The following is a 23,714-nucleotide window of genomic DNA, read 5'->3' as shown; positions in this document are numbered from 1 at the left end:
GGCCTCGGCCACGGCAAGGCCACCGTCTCGGCCAGCGAGGGCCTGCACAAGCAGCTCAAGTCGGTCGCATCGGCACACCCTGTGGAAGCCGGCCGCGCGACGGGCCGCTCAGTCGTCGCAGCAGGCGTGCCGGCTTTCCTCGACGTAGTGCGGGTCGTGCCACCAGTACCCGTCGTTCGCCGGATGCGCGTCCGGCGACGGCAGGATCGGGCTCGCCGCGACGGCCGGCGTGGCGGTGCGGAACGGTTCGAGGAGCTGTTCCACGGTGTGCAGCACGCCACCGGCCATCACCCGCCGCACGTTGGCCGCCTGTTTGATGTCCGTCAGCGGATCGCCGCCCAGCACCACCAGGTCCGCGTAGTGGCCGGGGGCGATCCGGCCGAGCGGTTCGCCGAGGAATTCGCCGGGGACGCGGGTCGCGGTGCTCAGCGCGTCGTACGGTGTCATCCCGTACGCGACCATGGCGCGCAGGTTCAGATGCGTGCTGACCGCGTTGGGGGAGATCGGCGAGTCGGTGCCGTTGATCACCCGGGCGCCGCCGCGGATCAGCCGGATCAGGTGCGCCACCTGCCGGGCCAGGTTCTGCCGGTTGACGGTCTGGTCGGTGTTGCGCGCGGTGGCCGCCGCCGCCTGCAAGTTCGCGTACTCCCAGGCGGGGTAAAGGGTGCGCACGCGCACGTCGGTCAGCAGGCTGTCGTCCTCGGCCAGCAGCGTGACCGCCAGGAACAACGTGGGCGTCCGCGACGCGCCGGTGGCCGTGAAGATCTCGGCCACGTCGGAGTAGACGGCGCCGAGCGCGGTGACCGTACGGGAGTAGCCGAACCGGCTGGTCGCGCCGACGTGTTCCTGGCCGTCGCCGCCGAACGCCAGGGCCGGATAGTGGTAGTGCGAGGTGGCGTGGACGCCGTGCCGGTGCGCCCACGCGATGACCTGCCGCTGCCGTTCGGGCGCCAACCGGACGTACGCCTTCATCAGGTCGTAGTCGAGCGCCCCGGCGCGTTCCAGCTCGAGCGCGAGCTGCCCCGGCTCGTACGTGGGTCGCATGAAGTTGTAGAAGATCCGCGAGCCGTCGATCGCCTCGCCGGTGGCGAAGTACCGGGGCCCGACGCGGGCGCCGGACTGGACCGATTCCCGCTCCTCGACCATGTGGTACGCCGGGCTGCCGGGTGACCGCGTGGTGGTGACACCCAGCGACAACCACAGCGGACCCTGCCGGGCGCCGTACGCGTATCCCTGCATCTCCCGGTGATGGTGCATGTCGATCAGTCCCGGCGCGACCACCGCGTCCCGCGCATCCACCGGCCGGCCGTCGCGTCCGGGCCGGTGCGGCGCGACCTCGGTGATGCGGCGGCCCTCGACCACGATGTCCACGTCTTGGGCCAGGTCCCGGCGCACGCCGTCCCAGATCCGGCCGGCGTGGATGACGATGCGGCCGCGCGGCGCGGTGTTGGCCCAGGTCAACGGCATCGGAACGGCCTGCGGCGGGCCGCCGTCCGCGGAGACCATCCGCAACACACCGTCGTGCAGGTAGAGCAGCCGGGTGGAGTCACCGCTCCAACTCGGCGCGTCGGTCACCTCATGGGTGATCTGCCGGGGCGTGCCGAGGTACTGGCCATCGGGTCGGACGTCCACCACCCACAGAACGCTGGCCAGCACGAACGCCAGCCTCCGGCCGTCCGGTGACCAGACCGGGCCGTCGTCGCCCCGGGTCTGGATCGACCGGTGCGGCAGCGGGTCGGCGTAGCGGCCGGCGCCGGTGGCCGTGTCGACCAGAAGGATCTTGCTGAGCCCTTCCCGGAAGCGGGCCGAATAGGGCACCACCGCGGCGAGCGCGATGGTCCGGCCGTCTGCCGACCAGCTCGGCCGGCCGGGTTCGAAGGTGGCCGTGAACAACTGCCGGACCGCGCCGGTGGCGACCTCGACCGTGTACAGCGCGCCGGTCTGGTCCAGGAACGCCAGGCGAGCGCCGTCCGCGGACCAGCTACCGGACAGCGCCGCGTTGGGCACCGCGGTCAGTTGCCGGTCGGCGCCGGTGGTCAGGTCGCGCACCCAGATGTCCAGCTTGCCGCCGCGGTCGGTCGAGTACGACAGGTAGCGGCCGTCCGGCGACCACGCCGGGTCGGACTTCCACCATTGGTCGCGGGTGAGCGGCCGGGGCGGTTGACCGATGCGCATGGTCCAGATGTCGTTGAGCGCCCGGAACGCGACCGACCGGCCGTCCGGCGACAGCACCGGGCTGCCGATTCCTAGTACCGGCCGGGGCGTGCGCGATTCGAAGTCGCGGCGACGCTTGCGGTACCGCGGGGTCGTGAGCGCCAGTGCCGCGAAGAAGCCGATCTTGGTGGGCGGCGCGCCGATCCGTCGCCGACGGATGTCGCCGTCGGCCGCGTAGACGATCTCCCCCGCGGGAGTCCAGGAGACCCGGAACGGGAACACCTCCTCCCCGGTCACCGCGGGTTTGCCGTCGAGCCACAGCTCGCTGCGCCCCTCGACGGTGAGCTGGTAGACCAGCCCGGACCCGTCCGGCGTCCACTCCGGACCGTGGATGACCTGGCCGGCCGGCACGGTGACCGCGGTGCTGCGGCCGCCGGTGGCCAGGTCGACGACGTCGATCCGGGTGTTGGCGACCACGAACGCGATCCGCCGGCCGTCCGGCGACCAGGCCGGCTCGTACTCCTGCTCGGCGGTGTCGGCGACGGCGGTGACCTGCCCGGAGGCCAGGTCCAGCAGGTGGATGCCGTACGTGCCGGAGTGGTCCGCCGAGAAGGCCAGCCGGTCACCCGCGGGCGCGAAGCGCGGCTCGCGGTGATCGTACGGGCCCGAGGTGAGCCGCCGCAGGCCCGAACCGTCCGGGCGGATCAGCCACAGGTCGAAGGAGCCGGTCCGGTACGACTGGAAGGCGATCGTGCGGCCGTCCGGCGACCAGTCCGGCTGCGCGATGTCGAACAGATCGCCGGTCAGCCGCCGCGCCGCCCCGCCCGAGGCCGGCAGCACCCACAGCACGCCGACCAGGTCCATGGCGATCCGGCGTGCATCCGGCGACAGGCGTACCGCAAGGTTGGTGCCCTGGTTGGCGCCAGTCCGGCGGATGCCGGCGGCCGCGGCGCGCGACGCCCGCGGGCCGAGCACGGTGGTGCCGGCAACGCCGGCGAGGAATTCACGTCTGCTGACGGCCATCCAACTAATAGACACCCATGCATGGAAGTCCGCAATTCCCCACGGCTGGTCGGCTCGGCCGCGGCGTCGCGGGAGTGTCCGGCAACCATCAGTGGCAAATCCGTGCACCGGAGGCCTTCCTGTCGGTGCGAGGCCACCAGCGCCAAGTTCGATCAGCCTGGTCGCGGCCGGGTACGACACCGACCACTCCTGCGCTTCACACGAACTGGTCAGGGTTTCCGGACCGGTGCACTCGGGTTGCGCTGCCGCAGGGTGCTTGGTCCCGGCCGGCCAATGCCGACGACAACAACATGACTATCGGCGGCGATGCACAGAGCGGTCTGTTGCTCGACCTGGCCACCGTGCTCGCCGGCGAACATCTTCCGATTCAGCGCGTTCTCGAGGTGGTCGGCCGGCAACTGCGCGAAGATTGTGGGCTCGTGGCCGCCACGCTCTACGTCGCGGACGGGGACGGGGATGCCGTACCACTCGCGACCTGGGGTGCCGCCTCCGACCGGCAAGACATCGCCGCCGCGCAGCTGTCCCCCACGCCGTCGCCGTCGCCGGCACCGGGCGCGCTAGCGCTGCGGCGTCGCGGGCGGACCCTGGGCGCGCTGATTCTCACCGGGTCCCGCCTGGAGCGCCTGCGATCCGACGTCGCGGTGGCGCTCGCGCTTTACCTCGCGGACGAACTGTACGCGCTGGAGCAGGACCGCGAACGCGAGTTCCTGACCAACGCGGGGGCGGCCATGCGGCGCCTGTTCGAGGAAGGCTCGGTCGCCACCAGCGTCGAAGAAGCCGGTACGATTCTGGCCCAGGTCACTGCGGACCTGTTCGGCACCGAGCGGGCCGGCGTGCACCTCGTCGATGAGAACGGACGTATCCGCTACACCGTCGGCGTCGGCGTCACCGCGCAGATGAGCCAGGCGCTGTCGCGATCGCTCGTGGGCAAGTTCGCCCGGGACTCGCCGGTGTGGCGCAGCGCGGAGGAGACCGGCGGCCCGGTGCTCGTCCAGGACGTGAAAGAGTCCGCGGTACGCGCCGGCGGCTTCGCGCAAACGCTCGAGATCCGCTCGTACCTGGCGATGCCGTTGCTGTCGGCCTCCGGCATCGTGGGTATGGCGATGTGTGGCGATCACACCGAGATACGGAAGTGGTCGGCCGCGGATCGTGAGATGGCCCGGCACCTGGCCCTGCAGGGCGCACTGGTCGTGGACGGCGCGCGGCTGCGCCAGGCCGAGCGGAGCCACCTGGCCGAGATGACCCACCACGCCTTCCATGACGGGCTGACGGGCCTGCCCAACCGGACCATGCTCATGGACCAGCTGGACCGGCTCGTCGCCGGGGACGGCCGAGGGTCCGGGGCGTTGCTGCTGCTCGATCTGAACGGATTCAAGGGCGTCAACGATCGACTGGGCCATGAAGCGGGCGACCTGCTCCTCGATCAGGTGGCTCGGCGGCTACGCGGCCTGATCGGCGACGCCGACACGGTGGCTCGCCTGGGCGGCGACGAGTTCGCGATTCTGGTCGCGGGCACCCCAGCCGTGGCCGAGGCGGTCGCGGCACGCGTCTACGAGCTTCTCGGTCGGCCCTTCTCCCTCGACGGCGAGCCAGTGCGGATCGGCGCGAGCGTGGGCATCGCTCTCTACCCGGAGCACGCCAAGAACGCACGCGACCTGCTGCGGTGCGCCGACTCGGCGATGTACCACGCCAAACGCCACCACACCGGCCCCCAAGTGTACGAATCCCGGCGCCTCAGCCGGTCGATCTGACGCCGAGGCTTGATGCGCTGCGCAGCATGGCGGTGCGTTGCCGCCAGGACGACGGCGAAGCGTTTTTCGTCGACGACTGGGCGCAGTCACTCAACGTGACGCCGGTGGGCCGATGCCGCCCGGTGGTAACCGCAACACCGCGAACGCGTTCGTGAATCCTGGGCTGCCGGGAATCCCGGCTGACTGGAGGCGGTGCGAGGCGAGTGCACGCCCTCTGCGCACCGGGTACCGACGGGGCCGGTCGGGTCAGCGGAATCCGCCGGCCAGAAGCATCAGGTAGCCGACAGCGGTCAGGGGCAGCGCGTAGGCCAGGGCCAGCCCGCGCGTCCGCCAGCTCGGGGCCACCACCAGCGTGACCGCCACGGCCAGGATCAGCAGCACGGCCGCGTAGCCGAGGCTTGCGGTGGACTTGCCCGGACGGCTCAGCTGGAGCACGGCCTCGGCCGCCAGAACCGCGGCCGGTAGCGCGAACGCCGGGGCCTGCCAGCGCGTCGGGGTCCGCGCGAGCACACCCCCGGCGCCGAAGACGACGCCCGCGAGCACGCCGAAGCCCATCCATAGCAGCGCCGGCCCCGAGTAGATGATCGACCAATCGTCGTGCTGGATCAGTGCGGCCGCCACGTAGTAGCTCGGCACCGCCACGACCAGGAACACCGCCGCCGCGACCGCGGCACGCGGCAAATCCCACCGGGAGCTCAGCGTCAGCAGGAACGCCGCCACGGCCCAGACCGCGATGGAGTTCCCGAGCCCGCCGAACGGCGATGGCACATATGCGATCCAGACGAAATCGAGGACGCCGAGAACGATCCCGGCACCAGGAGCGATCAGCGCCACGCTGTTGTTGACCTTCACCCGCCGATGCTACGAAGGTGGCCGGCCCACGGGGATCCACCACGAGACCGGTACCAGGAGGGCGTCACCCGGCCAAACGACGGAGACCGGAACGGACCTCGACCGCCACGGCAACAGGGCGGGCGGGAGATCGACCCGGGGCACGCTTGCCGAGGACGGTACAGACCACGGAACTTGGGCGACCACGTTGGGGCCTTCAGTCACGACCACAACGCTCCCGGGTCGCACGTCGGAGCGTGCCTCGTCTTTGGTCAACTAGCCACGCGGCTTCGGCGACCGCTACCCAGGCACTCCGGTCGGCGACCCGCAGCACGAAGGAGGCGAGTCCGGGCCCGACCGTACTCGGCGGCACGAACGCCGCAGCGGCATAGTAGCCACTCCCAGCGGATGCCGGTGTAGAGAACGAACACGACCAGCCCGAACTCAGGCCATACTGGCTTACCTGATCGAGTTCGGAGCTCTTATTAGGGTGCAGCCCATGAGGTTGTTCGTTGCCGCCTACCCGCCGCCCGAGGTCTGCGACGACCTGGGACTACGGCTGGAACAGCTCAAGGTCACCGCGGCGGCGAGCAACGGCGTCAACACCCGGCTGGCGCGCCGGGAGACCTGGCACGTCACCCTGGCGTTCCTGGGCGAGGTCCCCGATGACCGCGCCGGGGACGTCCCCGGAACGCTCCAGCGGGTAGCCGACGGCTGGCGCACCGCGGGCTCCGCCGCGCCGCAACTACGCCTTGCCGGCGGCGGCAGGTTCGGACGCGGCCGGTACACCGTGCTGTGGGTGGGTGTGGACGGCGACCGGGACGCCCTGACGTCGCTGTCCCGGCGGGTGCGCCGGGAACTGAAGCGGGACCGGCTCCCGTTCGACGACAGAAGGTTCAACCCGCACCTGACCGTGGCCCGCCCCGGCGACCGCCTGGCCCCCGCCGAGGTGGAGGCGGACCGGGCCGAACTGGCCGGGTACCGGGGGCCGGCGTGGCGGGTCAAGACCATGGTCCTGGTCCGCAGCCATCTCGGCCCGACACCACGGTACGAGCACCTCGGCGCCTGGCCGCTGGACTGAAGTCCAGAGCCCTTCCGGCACCTGGCGAACCAGCACTTGGAAGCCGTGCACCCCAGCCCACTGCACCAGAGTCAGCCGGGCTGCAGCGCGCGAACCCAACGCACCCACCGCCCGGCAGATACTTGCTGACCGACGACAGTGGCCCGGCGGGTGCCCGCGATGTCTCGGTCGCCGGACGGCGACATACTTTTCCTCGGCTGGCGACTGTCCGACGAGGGCACTGCGCGCCGTCGCCTTTCCGGATGGGTGAGGACGGCCACCACGGTCGATGACGGGATCGAGCGATTGGTCGTCATATGGTTGCTTGATCCCATCGGATAGGTTGACTCCCGCCAATGTTCGCGCTGCTGACGGGGGAGTCACATGTCCATGCAGTTTTCACGCCGTACCGCACTCGGGCTGGGCGCCGCCACGGCTGCGCTCGCGATCGGCCGGCCGGCCGAGGCCGCGATGAGCGGACCGGCCTGCATCGAGGCAACGTACCAGCGGGAGAAGACCAAAGCGGGCGGCACCTGGCATACGCACATCGCCGGGGTGGACGCGACCGGCGTGCCGATGCCGATCGTCGAGGACGACATCGACCACGTGACGCAGGGCTACAGCGTCCAGAAGCTCGCGGTGGCGACCGCGGTGATGGACAAGATCGATCGTGGCGAGCTGCAGCTCGGCCAGAAGCTCGACCTGCCCGCCGACATCATCCTCGGCGGCAGCGGCATCTACTTCCTGCACACCGTGTGGGGCGACGAGATCACCATCGCGAACTTCCTGACCGCGATGCTCCTGGTCTCCGACAACACAGCGGTCCGCATGTGCGGCCGGGTCGTTCCGGCCGCCGAGATCAACGAGATCCTGGCCGCGAAGGGCTTCACCTACACTCGCGTCCAGCCGGTGGCCAACCCGAACCGGTTCTACCTGGGCACCACGACGCCGCGGGAGATGCATGACCTGCTGTGGCGGCTGGCGACCAAGACACTGCTGTCGCCGGCGTCGTGCACGTTCCTGCTGAGCATCACCCGGTGGATCAACGGCTACATGGACGGCGTCCGCCGCGTGATGTCCTCCGAGGAGCGTAGCCGGGTAGCGACCAAGTACGGTGCCGACTTCAACACGCTGGGCGCGTCCCGTCACGAGGCAGGCATCATGTTCGGCCCGGACGGCCTGCCCAAGCTCACTTACGCGATGTTCGCCGAGGCGCTGGGTGATCAGGACAACTACGGCTCCACCCACCCGGCCGTCCAGGCGCACGCGAAACTGGGCCGCGCCATGATGGACAACCTCCCGGCCGGCGCCCCGTCGGCGACCGCGATCCAGGCCGCCCGCGCCGAACGGCTGCGGCCCTTCGTCCCCGTCAACGGCGGCTGACCCCGGTCCGACGCTCACCCGCCCGCCTCCGCTGACGCGTCGACCGCCAGCGAGGAGATCAGCGCCACCATCGCGGACGTCGCGGCCGCGGCGAACTCCACCGCCGAGGGGTCAACCGCTCCCAGGGCGCGGCCACCGACCTGGCCACGATGGCCGGGGAACTGCGGACGCTGGTGTCCGCGTTCACGCTCCGACCGGTACGGGCGGCGCCAGCGACAGCGTGAAGACGGAGCCGACGTCCAGCGTCGACGCGACGGTGACGTCACCGCCCATCGCCTGGGCCAGGCGCCGGGCCAGGAACAGTCCGATGCCGGTGCCGCTCGTACTCATGGTCATCGGGTCCTCGACCCGGTAGAACTTCTCGAACACCCGCTCCAGCGAGTCGGCGGGGATACCCCGGCCGTGGTCGCGCACGTCGACGTGCACGGCCTCGGCGGTGGCGCGCACGGTGACCTCGACCGTGGCGTCCTCGGCGGAGTACTTGAGCCCGTTGCCGATCAGGTTCGCCAGCACCTGCAGCGTCCGGCCGCCGTCGCAGTATGCCGCCACGGGCTCCTCCGGCGCGGTCACCACGACCCGCGGCGAGCCGAGGTCCTGCGCGACCTGGGCGGCGAGTGCCCGCAGATCGTGGCTGGCGCCGGAGACGTCGAGCGCGATCTCCTCCCCGTCACCGAAGCGCGACGCCAGCAGCAGGTCCTCCACCAGCCGGGACAGGTGCGCCGCGCGGTCCCCGATGAGTTCCAGCGCGTCCGAGCGCTTCTCCGGGGTCATCCGGTCGCCACGTTTGCGCAGCAGGTCGACGTAGCCCACGATCGGCGTCAACGGGGTCCGCAGCTCGTGCGACACCATGGCGATGAAGTCGGACTTCAGCCGCTCGGTGCGGTACTGGAGGGTGAGGTCGCTGATGACGATCACGTCGCGGGTGAGCCGGCCGGCCGCGAAGGTGGCCGAGTGGGCCATCCGGATCCGGCGCTGCTCGCCGTCCGGATGCTGGATGGTCAGCTCCGACGCCGCCCGGGGCGCGTCCGGCGACACGGGCATCAGCGATCCGGTCTCGTGCTGTGCGGGCGCGTCGAACAGCTGCGCCATCGGCCGGCCGAGCGCCTCGGCCGCCGGCACCCGAGTGAGGGCCTCCAGAGCGGGATTCCACATCTGTACGAGCGAGTCGGCGTCGACCACCATGATGCCCTCCGCGGACTGCTCCACCACCGCCTGCAGTTTGCTGGTCTCCTCCACCAGGCGGTCGAGGTGCTGCGCACCGCGCAGCGACACCGCCAGCGCGTTGGCCAGCGAAGCCAGCAGCGTGACGTCCCCGGTGGACATCCGGCGGCGCGTGCGGGAGACGAACGCCGCGGTGCCGAACCGGCGACCGCCGGCCGCCACCGGCACCACGACCACGTGCCGCAGGCCCGACGCGACGTGCTCACTCGACTGCACCGGGCCGTCGGCGTCGCGGGCCGCTCCCAGCCAGGACGGCACGGCGCCGCGGTGCACCACGGCGGGTTCCGCGGCCGCGACCGACAGCGCCTGCTCCTGGCCGGCCGGCAGAATGAGCGCCAGTTCGGCGTCGAACGCCTCCCGCACGAGCAGCAGGAACCGGCGTTCCACGTCCTCGCGTTCGGCCAGCGCGTGCGACAGCCGCAGCAGGCAGGCCGAGCGGGCCCGTTCGTCGGCCTCGCGGGCCGCGGCCCGGTACGCGTACGTCACCGCGAGGGCCGGCATCGCCATGAACGGCAGCAGCAGCGGGGCGTGCAGCGCGATCACGGTCGTGGTGAGCCCGGTGGCGACGGTGCCCAACGCCATGTAGGCCGACAACCGGGCCTCGGCCCGCACCACCGCCCACGGGGACAGGCCGTTGATCAGCCCGAGCACCTGCGCCAGGCAGCACAGGTTCACCGCGGTGAAGGCGAACGTGCCGGCCACCACGGCGGCCAGGACGCGGGGTGTCACCGTGCCGGGCGAGCCACCGGCCAGGTGCACGGTGAGGACGAGCACGGACACCGCCGCCGTGTACGTGCCGAGGTTGAAGGCTGCCTTGACCGGCGGGCGCCGCTGCACCACGCTGGCCGCGACGAGACCGGCCGCCGCTGCCAGCAGCGCCTGGCGCGGCGGCAGCAGCAGGACGTCGATGACGAGCGCGGCCTCGTAGAGGCTCAGCTCCTCCACGGCCTCGCCGTGGCGCAGCCGCACGACCGTGACCTCGGCCAGGCAGGTGAGCAGCGCCAGCCCGGGCAGCAGCAGCGCGGTGGGCACGGTGATGCCGTGCAGCACCTCGCGGTTTCCGGCCAGCGCGACGACGAGGGCCGCCAGGATCGCGCCGAGCAGCCCCACGGCGGCGACCCGGCGGAGGATCGGGTCGCGGACCTGCGCGTGCAGCGCGGCGGCCGCCCGGGTGAGCCGGGGAAGGCCGGCACGCTGTGCCGAGGCGCTCACGACGGGGGCAGCCAGGCCCAGGACCGTGCGGCCCAGTCGTCGCCCGCCCACGCCCTGGCCGCCCACTCGTCGCCTGCCCAGGCCCGCGCCCGGGCAGCCCAGTCGTCGTCCGTCCAGGTCCGGGTCGCCCAGGCCCGTGCGGCCCAGGCGCGCGCCACCCAGTCGTCGCCGGCACCGGACCAGCCGTTGGCGGCCCACGCCCGGGCGGCCCAGGCACGGGCCGCGGGGTCGAGTGTCGCCCAGGCACGGGCGGCCCAGTCCCGCGAGGGCGGGGTCAGCGCATTCCACTCCCGGGTGGCCGCGGCCCGGTCACCGGCCGCGATGGCCGCGGCGAGCGCGGACCACCGCTTCGCGTCGCGGCGCAGCGTGTCGGTGTCGTCGTCGTAGCCCTTCTGCGCCTTTCCGGTCGGCCAGCCGGGGGCCGCGGCCAGCACCCGTCCGGCGTCGAGGCCGCCCGCCCCCGCACCCGCCGCCGCGGTCAGCGCGTGATTGACGTACGTGTTGCTGACCAGCAGGTTCTTCACCGCGTCGGGGTTCAGCCGGGGCTGCACGGCCAGGGTCGCCGCGATCAGCCCGGAGGTTACCGCGGTGGCCATCGAGGTGCCCGAGCCCCGGAAGTAGCCGTCGCCGATCCGCGCCTGCGGATTGCCCGTGTCGATCACGCTGCCCGGCGAGCGCAGGCTCACGATCCGGCTGCCCGGGGCGACCAGCTCCGGCTTGGCGTCGCCCTGCCACGTCGGGCCCCGGCCGGACCAGGCCGCTACCACGTCGTCGGCGCGACCGGTCGTGCCCGAGGTGTCCAGGCCGCCGGTGGTGAGCAGCAGCGGGTCGTTGCCCGGCGAGGTCACCGTACCGATGTCCGGGCCGTCGTTGCCCGCGGGCACGACCACCGTGACGCCGTGGCGCCACAACGATTCCAGCGCCTGGTTCAGCGGGTCGAGCTGGTACGGCAACGGGCTGCGCGACGACAACGACAGGTTGAGGACCTGCACGTCCTTGCAGTGGTCGCTGACCCACTGCAGCCCCCGCAGCACGGTGACCAGGTCGGTACGCCCCTGCGCGTCGGCGACCTTGACGTCGGCGAGTTCGGCGCCGGGCGCCACCCCCCGGTAGGCGCCGTCCGACGCGGCGCCGGACGCGGCGATCAGGCCCGCCATGAACGTGCCGTGTCCGTAGCCGTCCCCGCCGCCGGTGCCGGTGAGGTCGACCCGGTGGGTCACGCGGCCCGCGAGGTCGCCGACGTTCGCGATGCCGGTGTCGACGACCGCGACGGTCACCCCGCGCCCTTCGGTGCCGGACGCGGGCAGGCCGAGCATCTGCCGCACCGTGGTGGCGGTGCCGGCGTCGTCGGACGTCGCGGCGGCGATGGTGAGGGCGCGTTGCGGCGCAACGCTCCACTCCGGATCGAGCGAGCTGCCGATCGGCAGCCGGGCCGCGACACCGCGGATGATCGGCAGGGAACTGAGCACCCGCCCGCCGACCGCCTCGACCGCGCGGGCCGCCTGCTCGGCGCCCAGCCCGGTCACCACAACCTCGCGCCAGGACTCACCGGCCGGCTGCACGGAGGCGGCGGCCGGCACACCGGCCAACGCCAGGGCGGCCGCCGCGACGGCGGCGAGCCCCCGCCGGGAGGCGGCGGTGTATGCGGCGGGACCCACCGGGTTGATCGGTCTCATGGGATCGCACCTCACTTGTCAGCGGTTCCCGTACACATCGGCTCGTGTGCAGACTCCGATGCGTCGAAGACCATCGGCGTGACCGGGGGGTACCTGAGCAGAACTTGATCTCACGCTTGGCCGGAGTAGCCCTGGCCGCGCGCGTAGTCGACGGCCGCCTGGACCTCCGCGATCGGGGTGTTGTGCCCGAGCACCCCGTCGATGAGGTACAGCACCTCGTCCGCGGTGAACGGCTTGGCCAGGAAGTAGTCCGCCCCACTGGCCCGGCCGCGCGACGAGCAGTCCGGCAGCGCGGTGAGCAGCAGCACCGGCACCCGCGCCGTCTCCATCGCCCGGATCTCGCGCAGGACCCCGTATCCGTCGAGGCGCGGCATCATGACGTCCAGCACCACGAAGTCCGGGCGCAGCGCCATGTACGCCTGGACGCCGTGTGCGCCGTCGATGGCGACGTGCACCTCGTGGCCGTCCAGCTCCAGAACGTCCATGAGCAGCCGGCAGATCGCCGGATCGTCGTCGACCACCAGAACCTTCGCCATGTCCTTCTCCTGATCTGCCGGGGTTGTCGATGTCGGGGGGCCTCAGCGGGCGAACGCGTGGATGATCTGCAGTACGCCGGGCCCGAGGATCACCACGAACAGGGCCGGGAAGAGGCAGAACAGCACCGGGAACAAGATCTTGATGGGTACCTTCTGGGCCAGTTCCTCGGCCCGCTGGCGGCGCTTGACCCGCATCTCGCGGGCATGCTCGCGCAGCACCCCGGCGATGGGGATGCCCAGCTCACCGGCCTGCACCACCGCGGTGACGAAGGTACGCAGCTCCGGCACCGTGGTCCGCTCGGCCAGCGCCCGCAACGCCGCGGCCCGGCTCACGCCGAGCTGCATCTCCTGCAGCACGCGCAGCAGCTCCCGCGCCAGCGGCGTACGGACGTTCTGGGCGACCTGCGCCATCGCCGCGTCGAACGCCAGGCCCGCCTCCACGCTGATGACCAGCGTGTCCAGCACGTCCGGCATGGACAGCAGCAGTTCCTTCTGCCGCTTCAGCGCCAGGTTGTAGACCATCAGGTCGGGCGCGAAGAAGCCGCCGGCCGCGCCGAGCGCCCCGCCGAGCAGCGCACCGCCGCCCGCGCCGAGCAGGCCGCCGAAACCCGCCCCGACCAGCCCGCCGACCGCGAGGGTGACCCCCTTGAGCGGCACGAGCCGGGCCAGCGACATCGACGGCGGATTGCCCGCGTAGTCGAGGTGGCGTTGCAGGCGGGCGATGGCGCCGCTCGGCGTCAGCAGCGTGCCGAGCCGGCCCAGCCGGCGGGTCAGCGGCGCGCCGATCCGTTCGGCGAGCGGCCGGTCCCGGGGGGCGACGAACGTCGCGGCGGCGGGCCGGGGCAGCGAGTCCAGCAGCCGGGCGACCCCGGCGCCCTCGCGGGCTTCGGTGAACGCCAGCGCCAGTACGACGGCCGCGCCGATCAGCGCGACCAGCCCGAGCCCGAGCACCATCGACGGTGGCATGCTCACACCTCCACCTTGACGAGCTTGCGCAGCCAGAGGGCGCCGATGACGACGCCGACGACGGAGCCGGTGAGCATCAGCAACCCGAGCGGCTCGGTGTAGAGCGGACGCAGGTAGTCACGCCGGAACACGAACATCCAGCCGCCCAGGACGATCGGCATGCCGAGCAGGATCATCGCGGACAGGCGGCCCTCGGCGGACAGCGCGCGGACGTGGCGGTGCAGCCGGGCCCGCTCCCGCATCGTGCCCACCGCGGTCTCCAGCGTCTCGGAGAGGTTGCCGCCCACCTCGCGCTGGATGCGGATCGCCATGACCAGCCAGGCCATGTCCTGGCTGCCGTTGCGTTCGCCGACCCGCTCGAGCGAGTCCTCCAGGTCGCCGCCGAGCCGGGTTTCGGCCAGCGCGCGGCCCAACTCCCCCGCGATCGGCTCACCGCCGTCGCGGACCAGCGCGTCCAGGCCCTGTGGCAGCGAGAACCCGGACCGCAACGACCCGACCAGCAACTGCAACGCCTCCGGCAGTTGGTTGCCGAACGAACGGGCCCGGCGGGACGCGCGCAGGCGCAGGTACATCGCGGCGCCCTGCCAGCCGATCAGCGCACCCGCCGGGATGGCGCACCACCAGGGCAGCAGCACCAGCATGCCCAGCACTCCCCCGACCGCGCAGCCGAGTCGGATCAGCTGCCACTCGGCGGCCCGCAGCGGGCTGCCCGCGCGGTCCAGTGCCAGCTCCAGCCGTTGCCGCCGGTCCGGGCGGCGCACGGCGCGCTCGGACACGGCCAGCGCGGCTCGGACGAGGCCGTTGCCGTCCGCGCCGGAGGTTCCCGCGTCGCCGCGCCGGTTCGGGGCGAACCGTTCCAGGTCGCGGATCCGCCGCTTGATCGGGCCACCGGCCAGCAACGGGCCGAGACCCAGCAGCGCCGCCCCGAAGATGGCGACGGCCACCACCACGATGGTCACCGCCGGTCCGCGACCCGGTGCGCCGCTGAACCGGAACGTCTGCGGTGCGGCGGCCGCCGCCGGGTCGGCGCGAAACGCCACGGGCACGTCGGCGGCGACGATCTGCCCGCCGATGCGCGCCTGTACCCGCAGCACCGTGGTGCGGCCGGACAGCGCGGGCGGGACGGTGGCGCGCACCAGCACCGGCGCCGGCAGGCTCTCGGCCATGCCCCGGAACGCCGCGCGCAGCGCCGGGGCGTCGGCGGCGCTGAGCACCCGCCCGCTGCCGGCCGCCGCGACGTCGCCGAGGCGTTTCGGGTCCGCGCCGTCGCCGAAGGCCACCGCGTCCACCGTCGCCTCGGCCCGGGACACCGTGGCCAGCAGCCGGTCCGCGGTGAGCCGTGAGGAGGTGTCCGCGCCGTCGGACAGCACCACGATGCGCCGCTCGGTGAACGTGGCGGCCGAGGCGTGGCGCCGCTCGTCGAGCAGGTCCTCGGCGGCGGCGATGCCGTCGTACAGGGCGGTGCGCCCGGCGGCTTCCAGCCGGGAGACCGCCGCGCTGAACGCGGCCCGGTCGGCGGTCGGCGCGAGCGCGACGGTGGCCTTCTCCGCGACGGCCACCAGCCCCAGTTGGACCTCCGGCGGCGCGGCGATGGCGTAGTCGAGGGCGGCGGCGCGGGCGGCGCTCAGGCGGGCGCCCTTCATGGATCCGCTCGTGTCGAGGACCAGCACGACCCCTCGAGGCGGGGCGCCGGCCGACGTCGACGCGACCTGGCGGATCCGGGTGGGCAGTACGACGCCGTCGGCGGTGACGCTCACCGTGGCGTCGGCCAGCGAGGTCAGGTGGCTTCCGGTCACGAAGAACTCGACGGCGCCGGGCGAGGGCTGCACGCCGGTGACCACGAGGCCCGCCGAGGCTGCGGCGGCCGGTCGCGTGGGCAGCACGCTCAGGGCCACCAGGAACGCCGCGACGACGAGGCGACGGGTCATCGCCCACCGGCCTGAAAGACGTCGACGCCGACGGTGACGCCGTGCGCGGCCAGGTGCTCCAGGAACCGGGGCCGCAGGCCGGTGGGCTGCAGCGTGCCCTGGAAACGCCCGGCGGCGTCCGTGCCGGCCCGGAAGTCGAACAGGAACAGGTCCTGCAGGGTGACCACGTCGGACTCCATGCCGACGACCTCGGTGACGTGGGTGATCCGGCGGCTGCCGTCCTTCAGGCGGCTGACCTGGATGATCAGGTGCACGGCCGAGGCGACCTGCTCCCGGATAGCCCGTACCGGCAGGTCCATGCCGGCCATGAGCACCATGGTCTCCAGGCGGGCGAGGGCGTCGCGGGGGGTGTTGGCGTGCAGGGTGGTCAGCGACCCGTCGTGGCCGGTGTTCATCGCCTGCAACATGTCCAGGGCGGCGCCGTCGCGGACCTCGCCGACGACGATCCGGTCGGGGCGCATCCGCAGCGCGTTGCGGACCAGGTCACGGGTGGTCACGGCGCCGCGGCCCTCCACGTTCGCCGGTCGCGACTCCAGGCGCACCACGTGCTCCTGGTGCAGTTGCAGCTCGGCGGCGTCCTCGACGGTGACGATGCGTTCCTCGGTGGGCACGAAGCCGGACAGCACGTTGAGGGTGGTGGTCTTGCCCGAGCCGGTGCCACCGCTGACGACGACGTTCAGGTGCCCGCGGACGCAGGCGCGCAGCAGGTCGGCGGTCTGCCGGGTGAGCGTGCCGAAGGTGATCAGGTCGTCGACGGTGAACGGGTCCCGGGAGAACTTGCGGATGGTCAGCGACGAGCCGTCCAGCGCGATGGGCGGCACGATGGCGTTGACGCGGCTGCCGTCGGGCAGGCGGGCGTCGACCATCGGGCTGGCCTCGTCGACGCGGCGCCCCACCCGGGACACGATGCGGTCGATGACCCGGCGCAGGTGGCCCTCGTCGGCGAACTCGGCGGCCACGGCTTCCAGGCGGCCGCTGCGTTCGACGTAGACGCGGTGCGGGCCGTTGACCATCACCTCGCTGACCGACGGGTCGCGCAGCAGCGGCTCGAGAGGGCCGTGCCCGAGGATCTCGTCGGTGACTTCCTGGGTGATGCGAGCGCGGTCGGCGCTGGTCAGTGGGGTTTCCTCGACGGCCAGCAGCTCGGCGACCGTCCGGCGCACCTGCAGTTCCAGCTCCTCGGCGGCGCCCATCTCGTCGTACAGCTTCGGGCCGAGCAGTTCGGCCAGGCGGCGCTGGATGCGCAGCCGTACCTCGGTGATCGGGTCCGGGCCGGGCCGGGCCGCGACCCGCAGCCGGTCGCCGCCCTGGTCGGCGGGCCGCGCCTCGGCGCGGACCGGTTCGGCCGCGCGGGTCCGCTGGGAAAGGTGTTCGGCGAGACCCATCAGTGCCTCCGGCCGAACAGTAGGGACCGGTGGCGGCGGCCGCGGCCCGAGTCCGGGGCGCCGCACTTCGCGGCCAGCTCCCGCATCGCCTTCGCGACCGGGTGGCCGGGGCGCTCGATCGCCAGGGGGACGCCGCGGTTCACCGACAGGGGGACGTCGCGCGAGGACGGCATCAGCACCGACGTCGGCTGCCCGATCGCCTTCTCGACGTCCGCGACGGTCAGGCCCACCTCGGAGTCGGCGCGGTTGAGCAGGACGAGGCGGCGCTCGGCCGGGTACTGCAGCATCTCGAACGTGGTGAGGGTGAGCCGGACGCTCTTGAGCGCGGGCAGGTCCGGCGTGACCACCAGCACGAACCAGTCGGTCCGGTCGAGGGCCGCGAGGACCTGGTCGCTGACGTACGGCGGGGTGTCCACGACGACGTAGTCGTACATCGGCGCCAGCACGCCGAGCAGTTCGGCGACCAGTTCCCGGCCGACCTGGTCGCCCTCGGCCGGTCCCGACGGCGCCAGCAGCACGTCGATGCCGTCGCGGTACGGGGTGATCAGCGAGCGCACACCGTCCTCGTCGAGCCGCCCGGCCATGCCGACGGCGTCGGCGAGGGTGCGCTCCGGTGGCAGCTGGAGCATGATGCCGACGTCGCCGAACTGCAGGTCGAGGTCGACCAGGCAGACCCGGCGGCGGCCGTTGTCGGCGAGGGTGACCGCCAGGTTCGCCGCGACGGTGCTCTTGCCGACCCCGCCCTTGCCCGCGAACACGGTCAGCACCTGGGTCGTGTGCTCCCCCGCGGCCGCCGGTACGGCGGTGAGCTGCCGCGACAACGCGACGGACCGGGCACAGGCGGCGTCGACCGCGGCAGGGTCGCCGGCGGGCACCACCTCACGGATCCCGGCGCGCATCGCCTCGGCGAGCACGTCCACCTCGACGGACTCGCGCAGCAGCAGGACGCCGAGCGCGGGCCGTTCGACGCGCTGCCGGGCGGCGAACCTGACGGCCTCATCGAGCGGCACCCCGGCGCCGAGGACGACAAGCTGGGCATCCGGCGACGCGGCGACGGCGGCGGGAAGCTGCGCCGGGTCCGGAACCGCGCAGGCGGGCTGCGCCGAGCCGGGAAAGGCGGCGGAGGGGTCACAGTAGATGGTCATCGTCATCACCAGCGCCGTCACGGGAAGAGGGTGTTGTTGTCGACGCCGGCGTCGGGTTCGACGGTGGCGGTGTCGTCCAGCAGCGCCAGCGACAGCGTTCCGGTCAGCGAGACGTGCACCAGCTTCTCGGCCTCCTGCTGACTCACCGCGACCGTGACCAGCATGGTGACGCCCGCCTTGGCGGCGGCGGACGAGCCGTCGCCGCCCGAGGCGGCGGCGGTGGAGTCGCCCGCGGTGGCCGCACCGGACACGCCGCGCTCGCCCACGCCGATCACCTCGACCCGGGGCAGCAGCACCCGGGTGGCCTGGTTGTAGTCGTGGCCGCTGCTCAGGCCGTCACCCGCCGGCACCCGGCCGCGCCCCTCGCGCATGGTGAACGTGCTGAACACGGCGACCCGGGAGCCGGGCCGTACGTAGCCCGCGACGCGGCCCGCGGCAGTGACCTGCACGCTCACGGCCAGCTTGCCGTCGGGTACGGGCAGGCCGCCGGTGACCTCGCTGGGCTCGGCGAACATGCCGCGCAGCAGCAGCTGGCTGGGCGGCAAGTCGGCGCTGAGCACGAGCGTGTCGAGCTGCGTGTCCAACTTGCCGAGCGCGGTCGCGGGCACCGTCTCGGCGGGCATCGCGACGCGTTCGGTGTATCCGCCGCCGCGGATGGTGGCCGCGCTGGTGCCGGCCGGGATGCGCTGGGTGCTGATGAGCACCCAGACGGCCTGCCGGCCGGCGAGGGCACGCTGGTCGGCGCCGCGTACGTACCCGACGACCGCGATGCAGCCGATGCCCGCCAGCACGGCCGCGACGAGGACCGCGAGAAGCCGCCGTCTCATGGTTTCTCCTGCCCGGCTCAGCCGACGAGGTTGACGACGGCGGCGCCGAGGTCCGGGCCGCCGATCTGCGAGCCGGTCGCGTGGACCAGACCGCGCACGAAGTAGCCGTACAGGCAGCGCTCCTGGCCGCTGCAGTGGTGCATGTTGGTCAGCCAGGACGGCTCCGAGAATCCGGAGAGCAGGTACCCGGTCAGCACGAAGGGGGCGAAGCCCACGAGGTGGTACTCGGTGTTCGCGCCCTGCCCGCGGACGTTGTCGTAGACCGGGATCAGCACCATGCTGCGTGCCTGCCGGGCCGCCTCCAGGGCGTCCTTGCACGGGTGTGACGCCGAGTTGCCGGTGTCGCCGTCGAACGTGCCGTCCGCCTGCACGATCGCCGTGCAGGCGGCGGTCGGGTCGTCGAGCCACCCGAATCCGCCGGGCTGGTCCCATCCGGCCGGACCGGCCGGGCAGACGGGGTTGCCCTGGCTGTCGTGGAGCTTGACGACGCGTTCGGCGCTCGCGGGCGGGACGCCCGTCGCCGGCCAGAGCGTGGCGCCGCTGTCGGTGAGGTTGTCCCACTCGCAGAGGGAGAAGGTGACGGCGAATCCCTGGGCCACCCGGGGCGGGCCCCACGCGACCCGCGCGCAGCCGCCGACGGTGGTGCCGGGGTCGCCGCCCGCCAGCGCGCGGGCGAACACCGACGGCAGCACGGTGGAGCCGTTCGGCAGCCGGGTCTCGACCCGCACCTCGGCGTACCGGACGCCCTGCGGTGCGGTGCCGAGGCAGGCCGAACGGTTGGTGGCCGGTGCCGGGCAGGCTGCCAGGCCGGTGCCGGTGCCGCAGATCGCGGTCACCTTCGTGGCACCGTCGGCGGCGTTGGTGTTCGCGTACCGGCCCGCCGTGCCGGTCTGGCCGGCGCACTGCGCCGGCGTGATCGCGCAGACCTCGGCGACGGCCCAGGCGGCGGCGTCGGCGCCGCTCTGCAGCTGCTCGCGTTCGGCGTAGAGGCGGCCGACGTCGACCACCACGGCGGCCACGCCGAGCAGCACGCCGACACCGAGCACCACCGCAACGGTCGCGGCGATCGCCCCGCTGTCGTCGCGGCGGGGCCGGTGAAAGAGCGTCAGCCGACGCATGGCATGACTCCTCGTGCGGTGATGGTGAAGGATCCGTCCGATTTCCCGCCGAACATCGCCATCAGCGACCCGACGGGGGTCACCGGGCGGAAGGCGGAGGACACCTGGACGACGGCGTCCCGGGTCAGGTCGGTGCCGCAGGCGGTGACCTGCACCGAGCTCACCTTGGTCGGGCCCGCCGCGGACGTGACCCGCGCGCGGCCGTCGAGCCCCATGGCGGTGGCCCGAGCACCCTCGCGGGCCGCCTCGGTGAGCGTGATCTGTGCGTTGAGGGCCCGTCCGAAGTCGATGATCCCGAACAGGAGGAGCAGCAGCAGCGGTAGCACGATGGCCATCTCCACCGCTGCCGCCCCCCGGTCGGATGCCGGTCTCCCCACGAGCCGGCCCGCGGGCGCGGCCGACCGCGTGGGCCGGCCACGCCCGCCGCGACTCACGGTCCGGCCGGGGCCTTAACGGAGTTGGCGACCCCGCCGAACATGTTGCTGAGGTTGTCGCCGAGCAGGACCACGGCGCCGATGATGACGACCGCAATGAGCGCGACCATGAGGCCGTACTCGACGGCGGTGGCGCCTTCGTCGTCGTGAGGGCGCACGGACGCCAGCAGTGCCTGGATGTACTGAACGAGCATGTGAACTCCTTGGAGACTCCGCAACCCCACCCTTGCAACCGGGTGACTGCGCTTAGTCATCGTCTGGCGACGGAACGTCATGAGTCTTTTCCCGAGGAATTCGATCAAGGTGCGAGACCGCGGGCGATCTGTGCAGTACCGGGCCGTGGTCATCGCCCACCCCGGTGGCGCCTTACGAACAGGCATTCGCCGCCGCGGAGGACGTTTCAGTGCGTAGGAGATCCTCCGTCGTCCGCTCGTTCATCGGCATGGCAATTACGTGATGTGTCACGTAATCTCGACGGCGTGCCGGACGTGCCGTGACCGAGGAGGCCGGCATGGCGAGAGCAGTGGTAGCTACCGGATACGGGCCGCCCACGGTCCTGCAGTCCGGCGAGGTCGAGGTCCGCGATCCGGGGCCGGCGCAGATCCGGGTGGCCGTCCGGTTCGCGGGCGTGGGCCCGACCGACCTGGCGATCCGAGCCGGCCATCTGCGCGAGGTCTATCCGTTGCCGCCGGGCGGCGTGCTCGGCTTCGAGGCGGCCGGCACGGTCGAGGCGGTTGGCGCCGACGTCGCCGACGTTTCCCCCGGCGACGAGGTAGCCGTGTTCCTGAATCCCACCCTCGGCGGCTACGCCGAGCTGGTGCTGGCCGACTTCTGGGTTCGCAAGCCCGCCTCGGTGGGCTGGGCGGCCGCGGCCGCGTTGCCGGCCTCGGCGGAGGCCGCGATCCGGGTGCTGAACCAGCTCGGCATCGGCAGCGGCGAGACGCTGCTTCTGCTGGGAGGCGCCGGTTCGGTCGGCACGATCGCCACGCAGATCGCCGTCGCGCGGGGCGTCAAGGTGATCAGCGCCGTCCGCCCGGTGGACTTCGCGGCGGCGGAGGCAGCGGGCGCGACACCGGTCGACTTCCACCGGCCCCTCGCCGAAGCCGTGCCGGCCGTCGCCGGGCGGATCGACGCCGTCATGGACGCCTCCGGCCGCAGCGATCTCGAGGCGGCGATCGAGCTGGCCGGCGGGGCGAAACGCGTGATCACGCTGTCCGACCCCCGCGGCCCCTCGCTGGGCGTCGCGCTCTCCGGACCGGTTCCGGAGTACGTGCGGGACCTGCTGGCCGAGGCGATGGGCCTGCTGGCCACGGGCCGGCTCCGACTGCGCGAGCGGACGGTGCTGCCACTGGCGCAGGCAGCCGATGCGCACGCCCGCCTGGAGAGCGGCGAGTTGCGCGGCAAAATCCTGCTCCGCATCTGATCAGCGGTCCGGCACCGACCACAGTTCCGCGCCCGGCAGAGATCCACGCTCGACTATGTTGTCGTAGACGGTCTCCATCGCGACCGTCAGCTGTTGCACGATCTCCGGCCGCAGACCGCCGAGGAACAGCCGGCGCACCAGCTCGACGTGCCCCGGCGCGGCCGCCTCGATGGCGTGTCTGCCCGCAGTCGTCACCGACACCTCCGTCACCCGGCGATCCGACGCCGCCGACCCGGTACGGACCAACCCGCGGCCCGCCATCCGTTTCGTGTGGTGCGAGAGGCGGCTGCGCTCCCAGCCGATACGCGCTGCCAACACGGTCATCGACAAGGCGCCACCGGGCGTGTCAGTGAGCGCATGAAGCACGTCGTAGTCGGCCAGCGACAAGCCGCTGTCCGCCTGAAGCTGACGGTTCATCTCGAAGTTCATCCGCAGCTGCACCCGCATGAACGCCTGCCAGGCGCGTTGCTCCTCGGCAGTCAGCCAGCCACCCGCCGGAACGGCAGCACTCCTGCGGGCTCTCGGCACAACATCCCCTTCCGGTCTCCACCGCGAGCCATGTCGTATCACAGACCACGGCGCCTCCGGCATCAACCCGACCGTACGCGAGATGGGCCTGTCCGCCGTCGAGCCGGCCGGCCGACTTTGCCCGTGGGCGGGCCTTTGGTCCCACGAGAAGGGGTTGTGTCATCGGCTCGGTGTGCCGTAGCACCATCGGAGCAGTGTCAGCTCAGTTTCTGGCTGGACGTCGCCGACGCCGGGTCATCGCGCCAGGTGGTCGGTCCCCACCAGAAGGAAGTTCGCGGCGCGTGACCGATATGCGTTGAGGAAGGCGTCCTCGACACCCGTGTGGTGGCGTGATCGGGACCGCAGCTCCCAGTACGGGATGGCGTCGGCGGTCAGATCGACCACGCGGTAAGGTACGAACCCGCACTGCGCCAGTGTGGCGAAGTACTGGCTGCGGTGGTGCATCCGGCAGCCGTAGTGCTCGTCGATCCAGGCCACCTCCGGGGATTCACCGACGATGTCGTTGACACACCAGGTGATGACGACGTAGCGCCCACCGGGCCGGACGATCCTTGCGAACTCCCCGAACAGCTCGAACAGGTCGACGTACATGGTCGTCTCGTTGGTAACGACTGCGTCGTAGCGTCCCGCCGGGAAGCCGGTGCGCAGCATGTTGCGGAAGTGGAACGCGACGTGGTCGGCGCAGCCGCGTTCGCCTGCCAGCCGGGTGGCGAAGTCGACCTGGTACCTCGAGATCGTCACGCCGTCGACAAAGCAGCCGAAGCGCTCGTGCAGCATGAACGCCGTTCCCCCACGCCCGGATCCGGCATCGAGCACCCGGCTGGCGGGCCCGACGTCGCCCAGGGTGTCCAGGATCAGCTCCGTCTGCCGGTTCTCCAGCCGGTGCAACTCCCTCAGGATCGCCGTCTCCCGCGCCTCGGGCGGCAGTTGCAGGATCGACCGGTCATAGTCGCCGACGCCGTAGTGGTGATGGATCAACCCGTCTTCGGCGCCGAGGAGAAGGTTGATCGGATCGTTCCGCTTCTGATCCCAGTATCTGGCCACGGAGGCCTCGTAGGCGTTGCCGATGACCGCGGACCGGTCGGTGAGTTCGCCGTGCATGGCTGCCTCCTC

The 23,714-nt window shown here is 72.3% G+C and carries 19 protein-coding genes; 4 read left to right on the top strand and 15 right to left on the bottom strand.

Going from position 1 to position 23,714, the window contains the following annotated elements:
- Positions 1-108 precede the first annotated feature (108 nt).
- On the bottom strand, positions 109-3,177 hold the full coding sequence (locus ODJ79_RS31995) for an amidohydrolase family protein (protein ID WP_263027351.1): 3,069 nt from the start codon (positions 3,175-3,177) through the stop codon (positions 109-111).
- A 74-nt stretch (positions 3,178-3,251) separates the two neighbouring features.
- Here ODJ79_RS31995 and ODJ79_RS31990 point away from each other — a divergent pair, with 74 nt between their 5' ends.
- Entirely contained in the window at positions 3,252-4,928 is a 1,677-nt protein-coding gene (locus ODJ79_RS31990; RefSeq protein WP_263027350.1) for a sensor domain-containing diguanylate cyclase, read from the top strand.
- 246 nt (positions 4,929-5,174) lie between these two features.
- Here the strand turns inward: ODJ79_RS31990 and ODJ79_RS31985 are convergent, their stop codons facing one another.
- A complete protein-coding gene (locus ODJ79_RS31985) occupies positions 5,175-5,780 on the bottom strand; it encodes a DUF6518 family protein (protein WP_263027349.1) in 606 nt (201 codons plus the stop codon).
- Between the two features lie 478 nt (positions 5,781-6,258).
- Here ODJ79_RS31985 and thpR point away from each other — a divergent pair, with 478 nt between their 5' ends.
- Together thpR and ODJ79_RS31975 are read left to right on the top strand one after the other, a co-directional pair.
- Positions 6,259-6,840, top strand: a complete 582-nt coding sequence (gene thpR / locus ODJ79_RS31980; protein WP_263027348.1) for an RNA 2',3'-cyclic phosphodiesterase — start codon at positions 6,259-6,261, stop codon at positions 6,838-6,840.
- A gap of 369 nt (positions 6,841-7,209) precedes the next feature.
- Positions 7,210-8,202 carry a serine hydrolase gene (locus ODJ79_RS31975; RefSeq protein WP_263027347.1) on the top strand — a complete coding sequence of 331 codons (993 nt, stop codon included), beginning with the start codon at positions 7,210-7,212 and terminating at the stop codon, positions 8,200-8,202.
- A gap of 183 nt (positions 8,203-8,385) precedes the next feature.
- On the opposite strand, the gene ODJ79_RS31970 is transcribed toward ODJ79_RS31975, so the two are convergent.
- The 11 genes from ODJ79_RS31970 to ODJ79_RS31920 form a co-directional block, all read right to left on the bottom strand.
- The gene (locus ODJ79_RS31970) at positions 8,386-10,635 is read right to left on the bottom strand and encodes a sensor histidine kinase (RefSeq protein ID WP_263027346.1); all 2,250 of its coding nucleotides are present in this window, start codon (positions 10,633-10,635) and stop codon (positions 8,386-8,388) included.
- On the bottom strand, positions 10,632-12,311 hold the full coding sequence (locus tag ODJ79_RS31965) for a S8 family serine peptidase (RefSeq protein WP_263027345.1): 1,680 nt from the start codon (positions 12,309-12,311) through the stop codon (positions 10,632-10,634). The genes ODJ79_RS31970 and ODJ79_RS31965 overlap by 4 nt, the downstream gene beginning before the upstream one ends.
- Before the next feature lie 110 nt (positions 12,312-12,421).
- Positions 12,422-12,847, bottom strand: a complete 426-nt coding sequence (locus ODJ79_RS31960; RefSeq protein ID WP_263027344.1) for a response regulator transcription factor — start codon at positions 12,845-12,847, stop codon at positions 12,422-12,424.
- 42 nt (positions 12,848-12,889) lie between these two features.
- Complete coding sequence (locus ODJ79_RS31955) at positions 12,890-13,813, bottom strand: type II secretion system F family protein (RefSeq protein WP_263027410.1); 924 nt, start codon at positions 13,811-13,813, stop codon at positions 12,890-12,892.
- Positions 13,814-13,815: 2 nt separating this feature from the next.
- The gene (locus tag ODJ79_RS31950; RefSeq protein WP_263027343.1) at positions 13,816-15,741 is read right to left on the bottom strand and encodes a VWA domain-containing protein; all 1,926 of its coding nucleotides are present in this window, start codon (positions 15,739-15,741) and stop codon (positions 13,816-13,818) included.
- A complete protein-coding gene (locus ODJ79_RS31945; protein WP_263027342.1) occupies positions 15,738-17,126 on the bottom strand; it encodes a CpaF family protein in 1,389 nt (462 codons plus the stop codon). Before ODJ79_RS31945 ends, ODJ79_RS31950 begins: the two co-directional genes overlap by 4 nt.
- Complete coding sequence (locus ODJ79_RS31940; RefSeq protein ID WP_263027341.1) at positions 17,126-18,292, bottom strand: CpaE family protein; 1,167 nt, start codon at positions 18,290-18,292, stop codon at positions 17,126-17,128. The genes ODJ79_RS31945 and ODJ79_RS31940 overlap by 1 nt, the downstream gene beginning before the upstream one ends.
- Positions 18,289-19,098, bottom strand: coding sequence for a Flp pilus assembly protein CpaB (locus ODJ79_RS31935; RefSeq protein ID WP_263027340.1), 810 nt, complete (start codon positions 19,096-19,098; stop codon positions 18,289-18,291). Before ODJ79_RS31935 ends, ODJ79_RS31940 begins: the two co-directional genes overlap by 4 nt.
- A 17-nt stretch (positions 19,099-19,115) precedes the next feature.
- Entirely contained in the window at positions 19,116-20,216 is a 1,101-nt protein-coding gene (locus ODJ79_RS31930) for a pilus assembly protein TadG-related protein (protein WP_263027339.1), read from the bottom strand.
- Positions 20,204-20,557, bottom strand: a complete 354-nt coding sequence (locus ODJ79_RS31925) for a TadE family protein (RefSeq protein WP_263027338.1) — start codon at positions 20,555-20,557, stop codon at positions 20,204-20,206. The genes ODJ79_RS31930 and ODJ79_RS31925 overlap by 13 nt, the downstream gene beginning before the upstream one ends.
- An 89-nt stretch (positions 20,558-20,646) precedes the next feature.
- Positions 20,647-20,844: a Flp family type IVb pilin gene (locus ODJ79_RS31920; RefSeq protein ID WP_263027337.1), complete on the bottom strand. Its 198-nt coding sequence runs from the start codon at positions 20,842-20,844 to the stop codon at positions 20,647-20,649.
- Between the two features lie 317 nt (positions 20,845-21,161).
- On the opposite strand from ODJ79_RS31920, the gene ODJ79_RS31915 reads away from it, so the two are divergent.
- Complete coding sequence (locus ODJ79_RS31915) at positions 21,162-22,073, top strand: NADP-dependent oxidoreductase (protein WP_263027336.1); 912 nt, start codon at positions 21,162-21,164, stop codon at positions 22,071-22,073.
- Here the strand turns inward: ODJ79_RS31915 and ODJ79_RS31910 are convergent, their stop codons facing one another.
- Positions 22,074-22,520: a MarR family winged helix-turn-helix transcriptional regulator gene (locus ODJ79_RS31910; RefSeq protein WP_263027335.1), complete on the bottom strand. Its 447-nt coding sequence runs from the start codon at positions 22,518-22,520 to the stop codon at positions 22,074-22,076.
- A gap of 315 nt (positions 22,521-22,835) precedes the next feature.
- Positions 22,836-23,702 carry an SAM-dependent methyltransferase gene (locus tag ODJ79_RS31905; protein WP_263027334.1) on the bottom strand — a complete coding sequence of 289 codons (867 nt, stop codon included), beginning with the start codon at positions 23,700-23,702 and terminating at the stop codon, positions 22,836-22,838.
- Positions 23,703-23,714 lie beyond the last annotated feature (12 nt).

This window comes from Actinoplanes sp. KI2 (assembly GCF_025630775.1).
Classification (GTDB): Bacteria; Actinomycetota; Actinomycetes; order Mycobacteriales; family Micromonosporaceae; genus Actinoplanes.
Note: the sequence above shows the minus strand (reverse complement) of the source record. Positions and strands in the feature narration are given on the sequence as shown.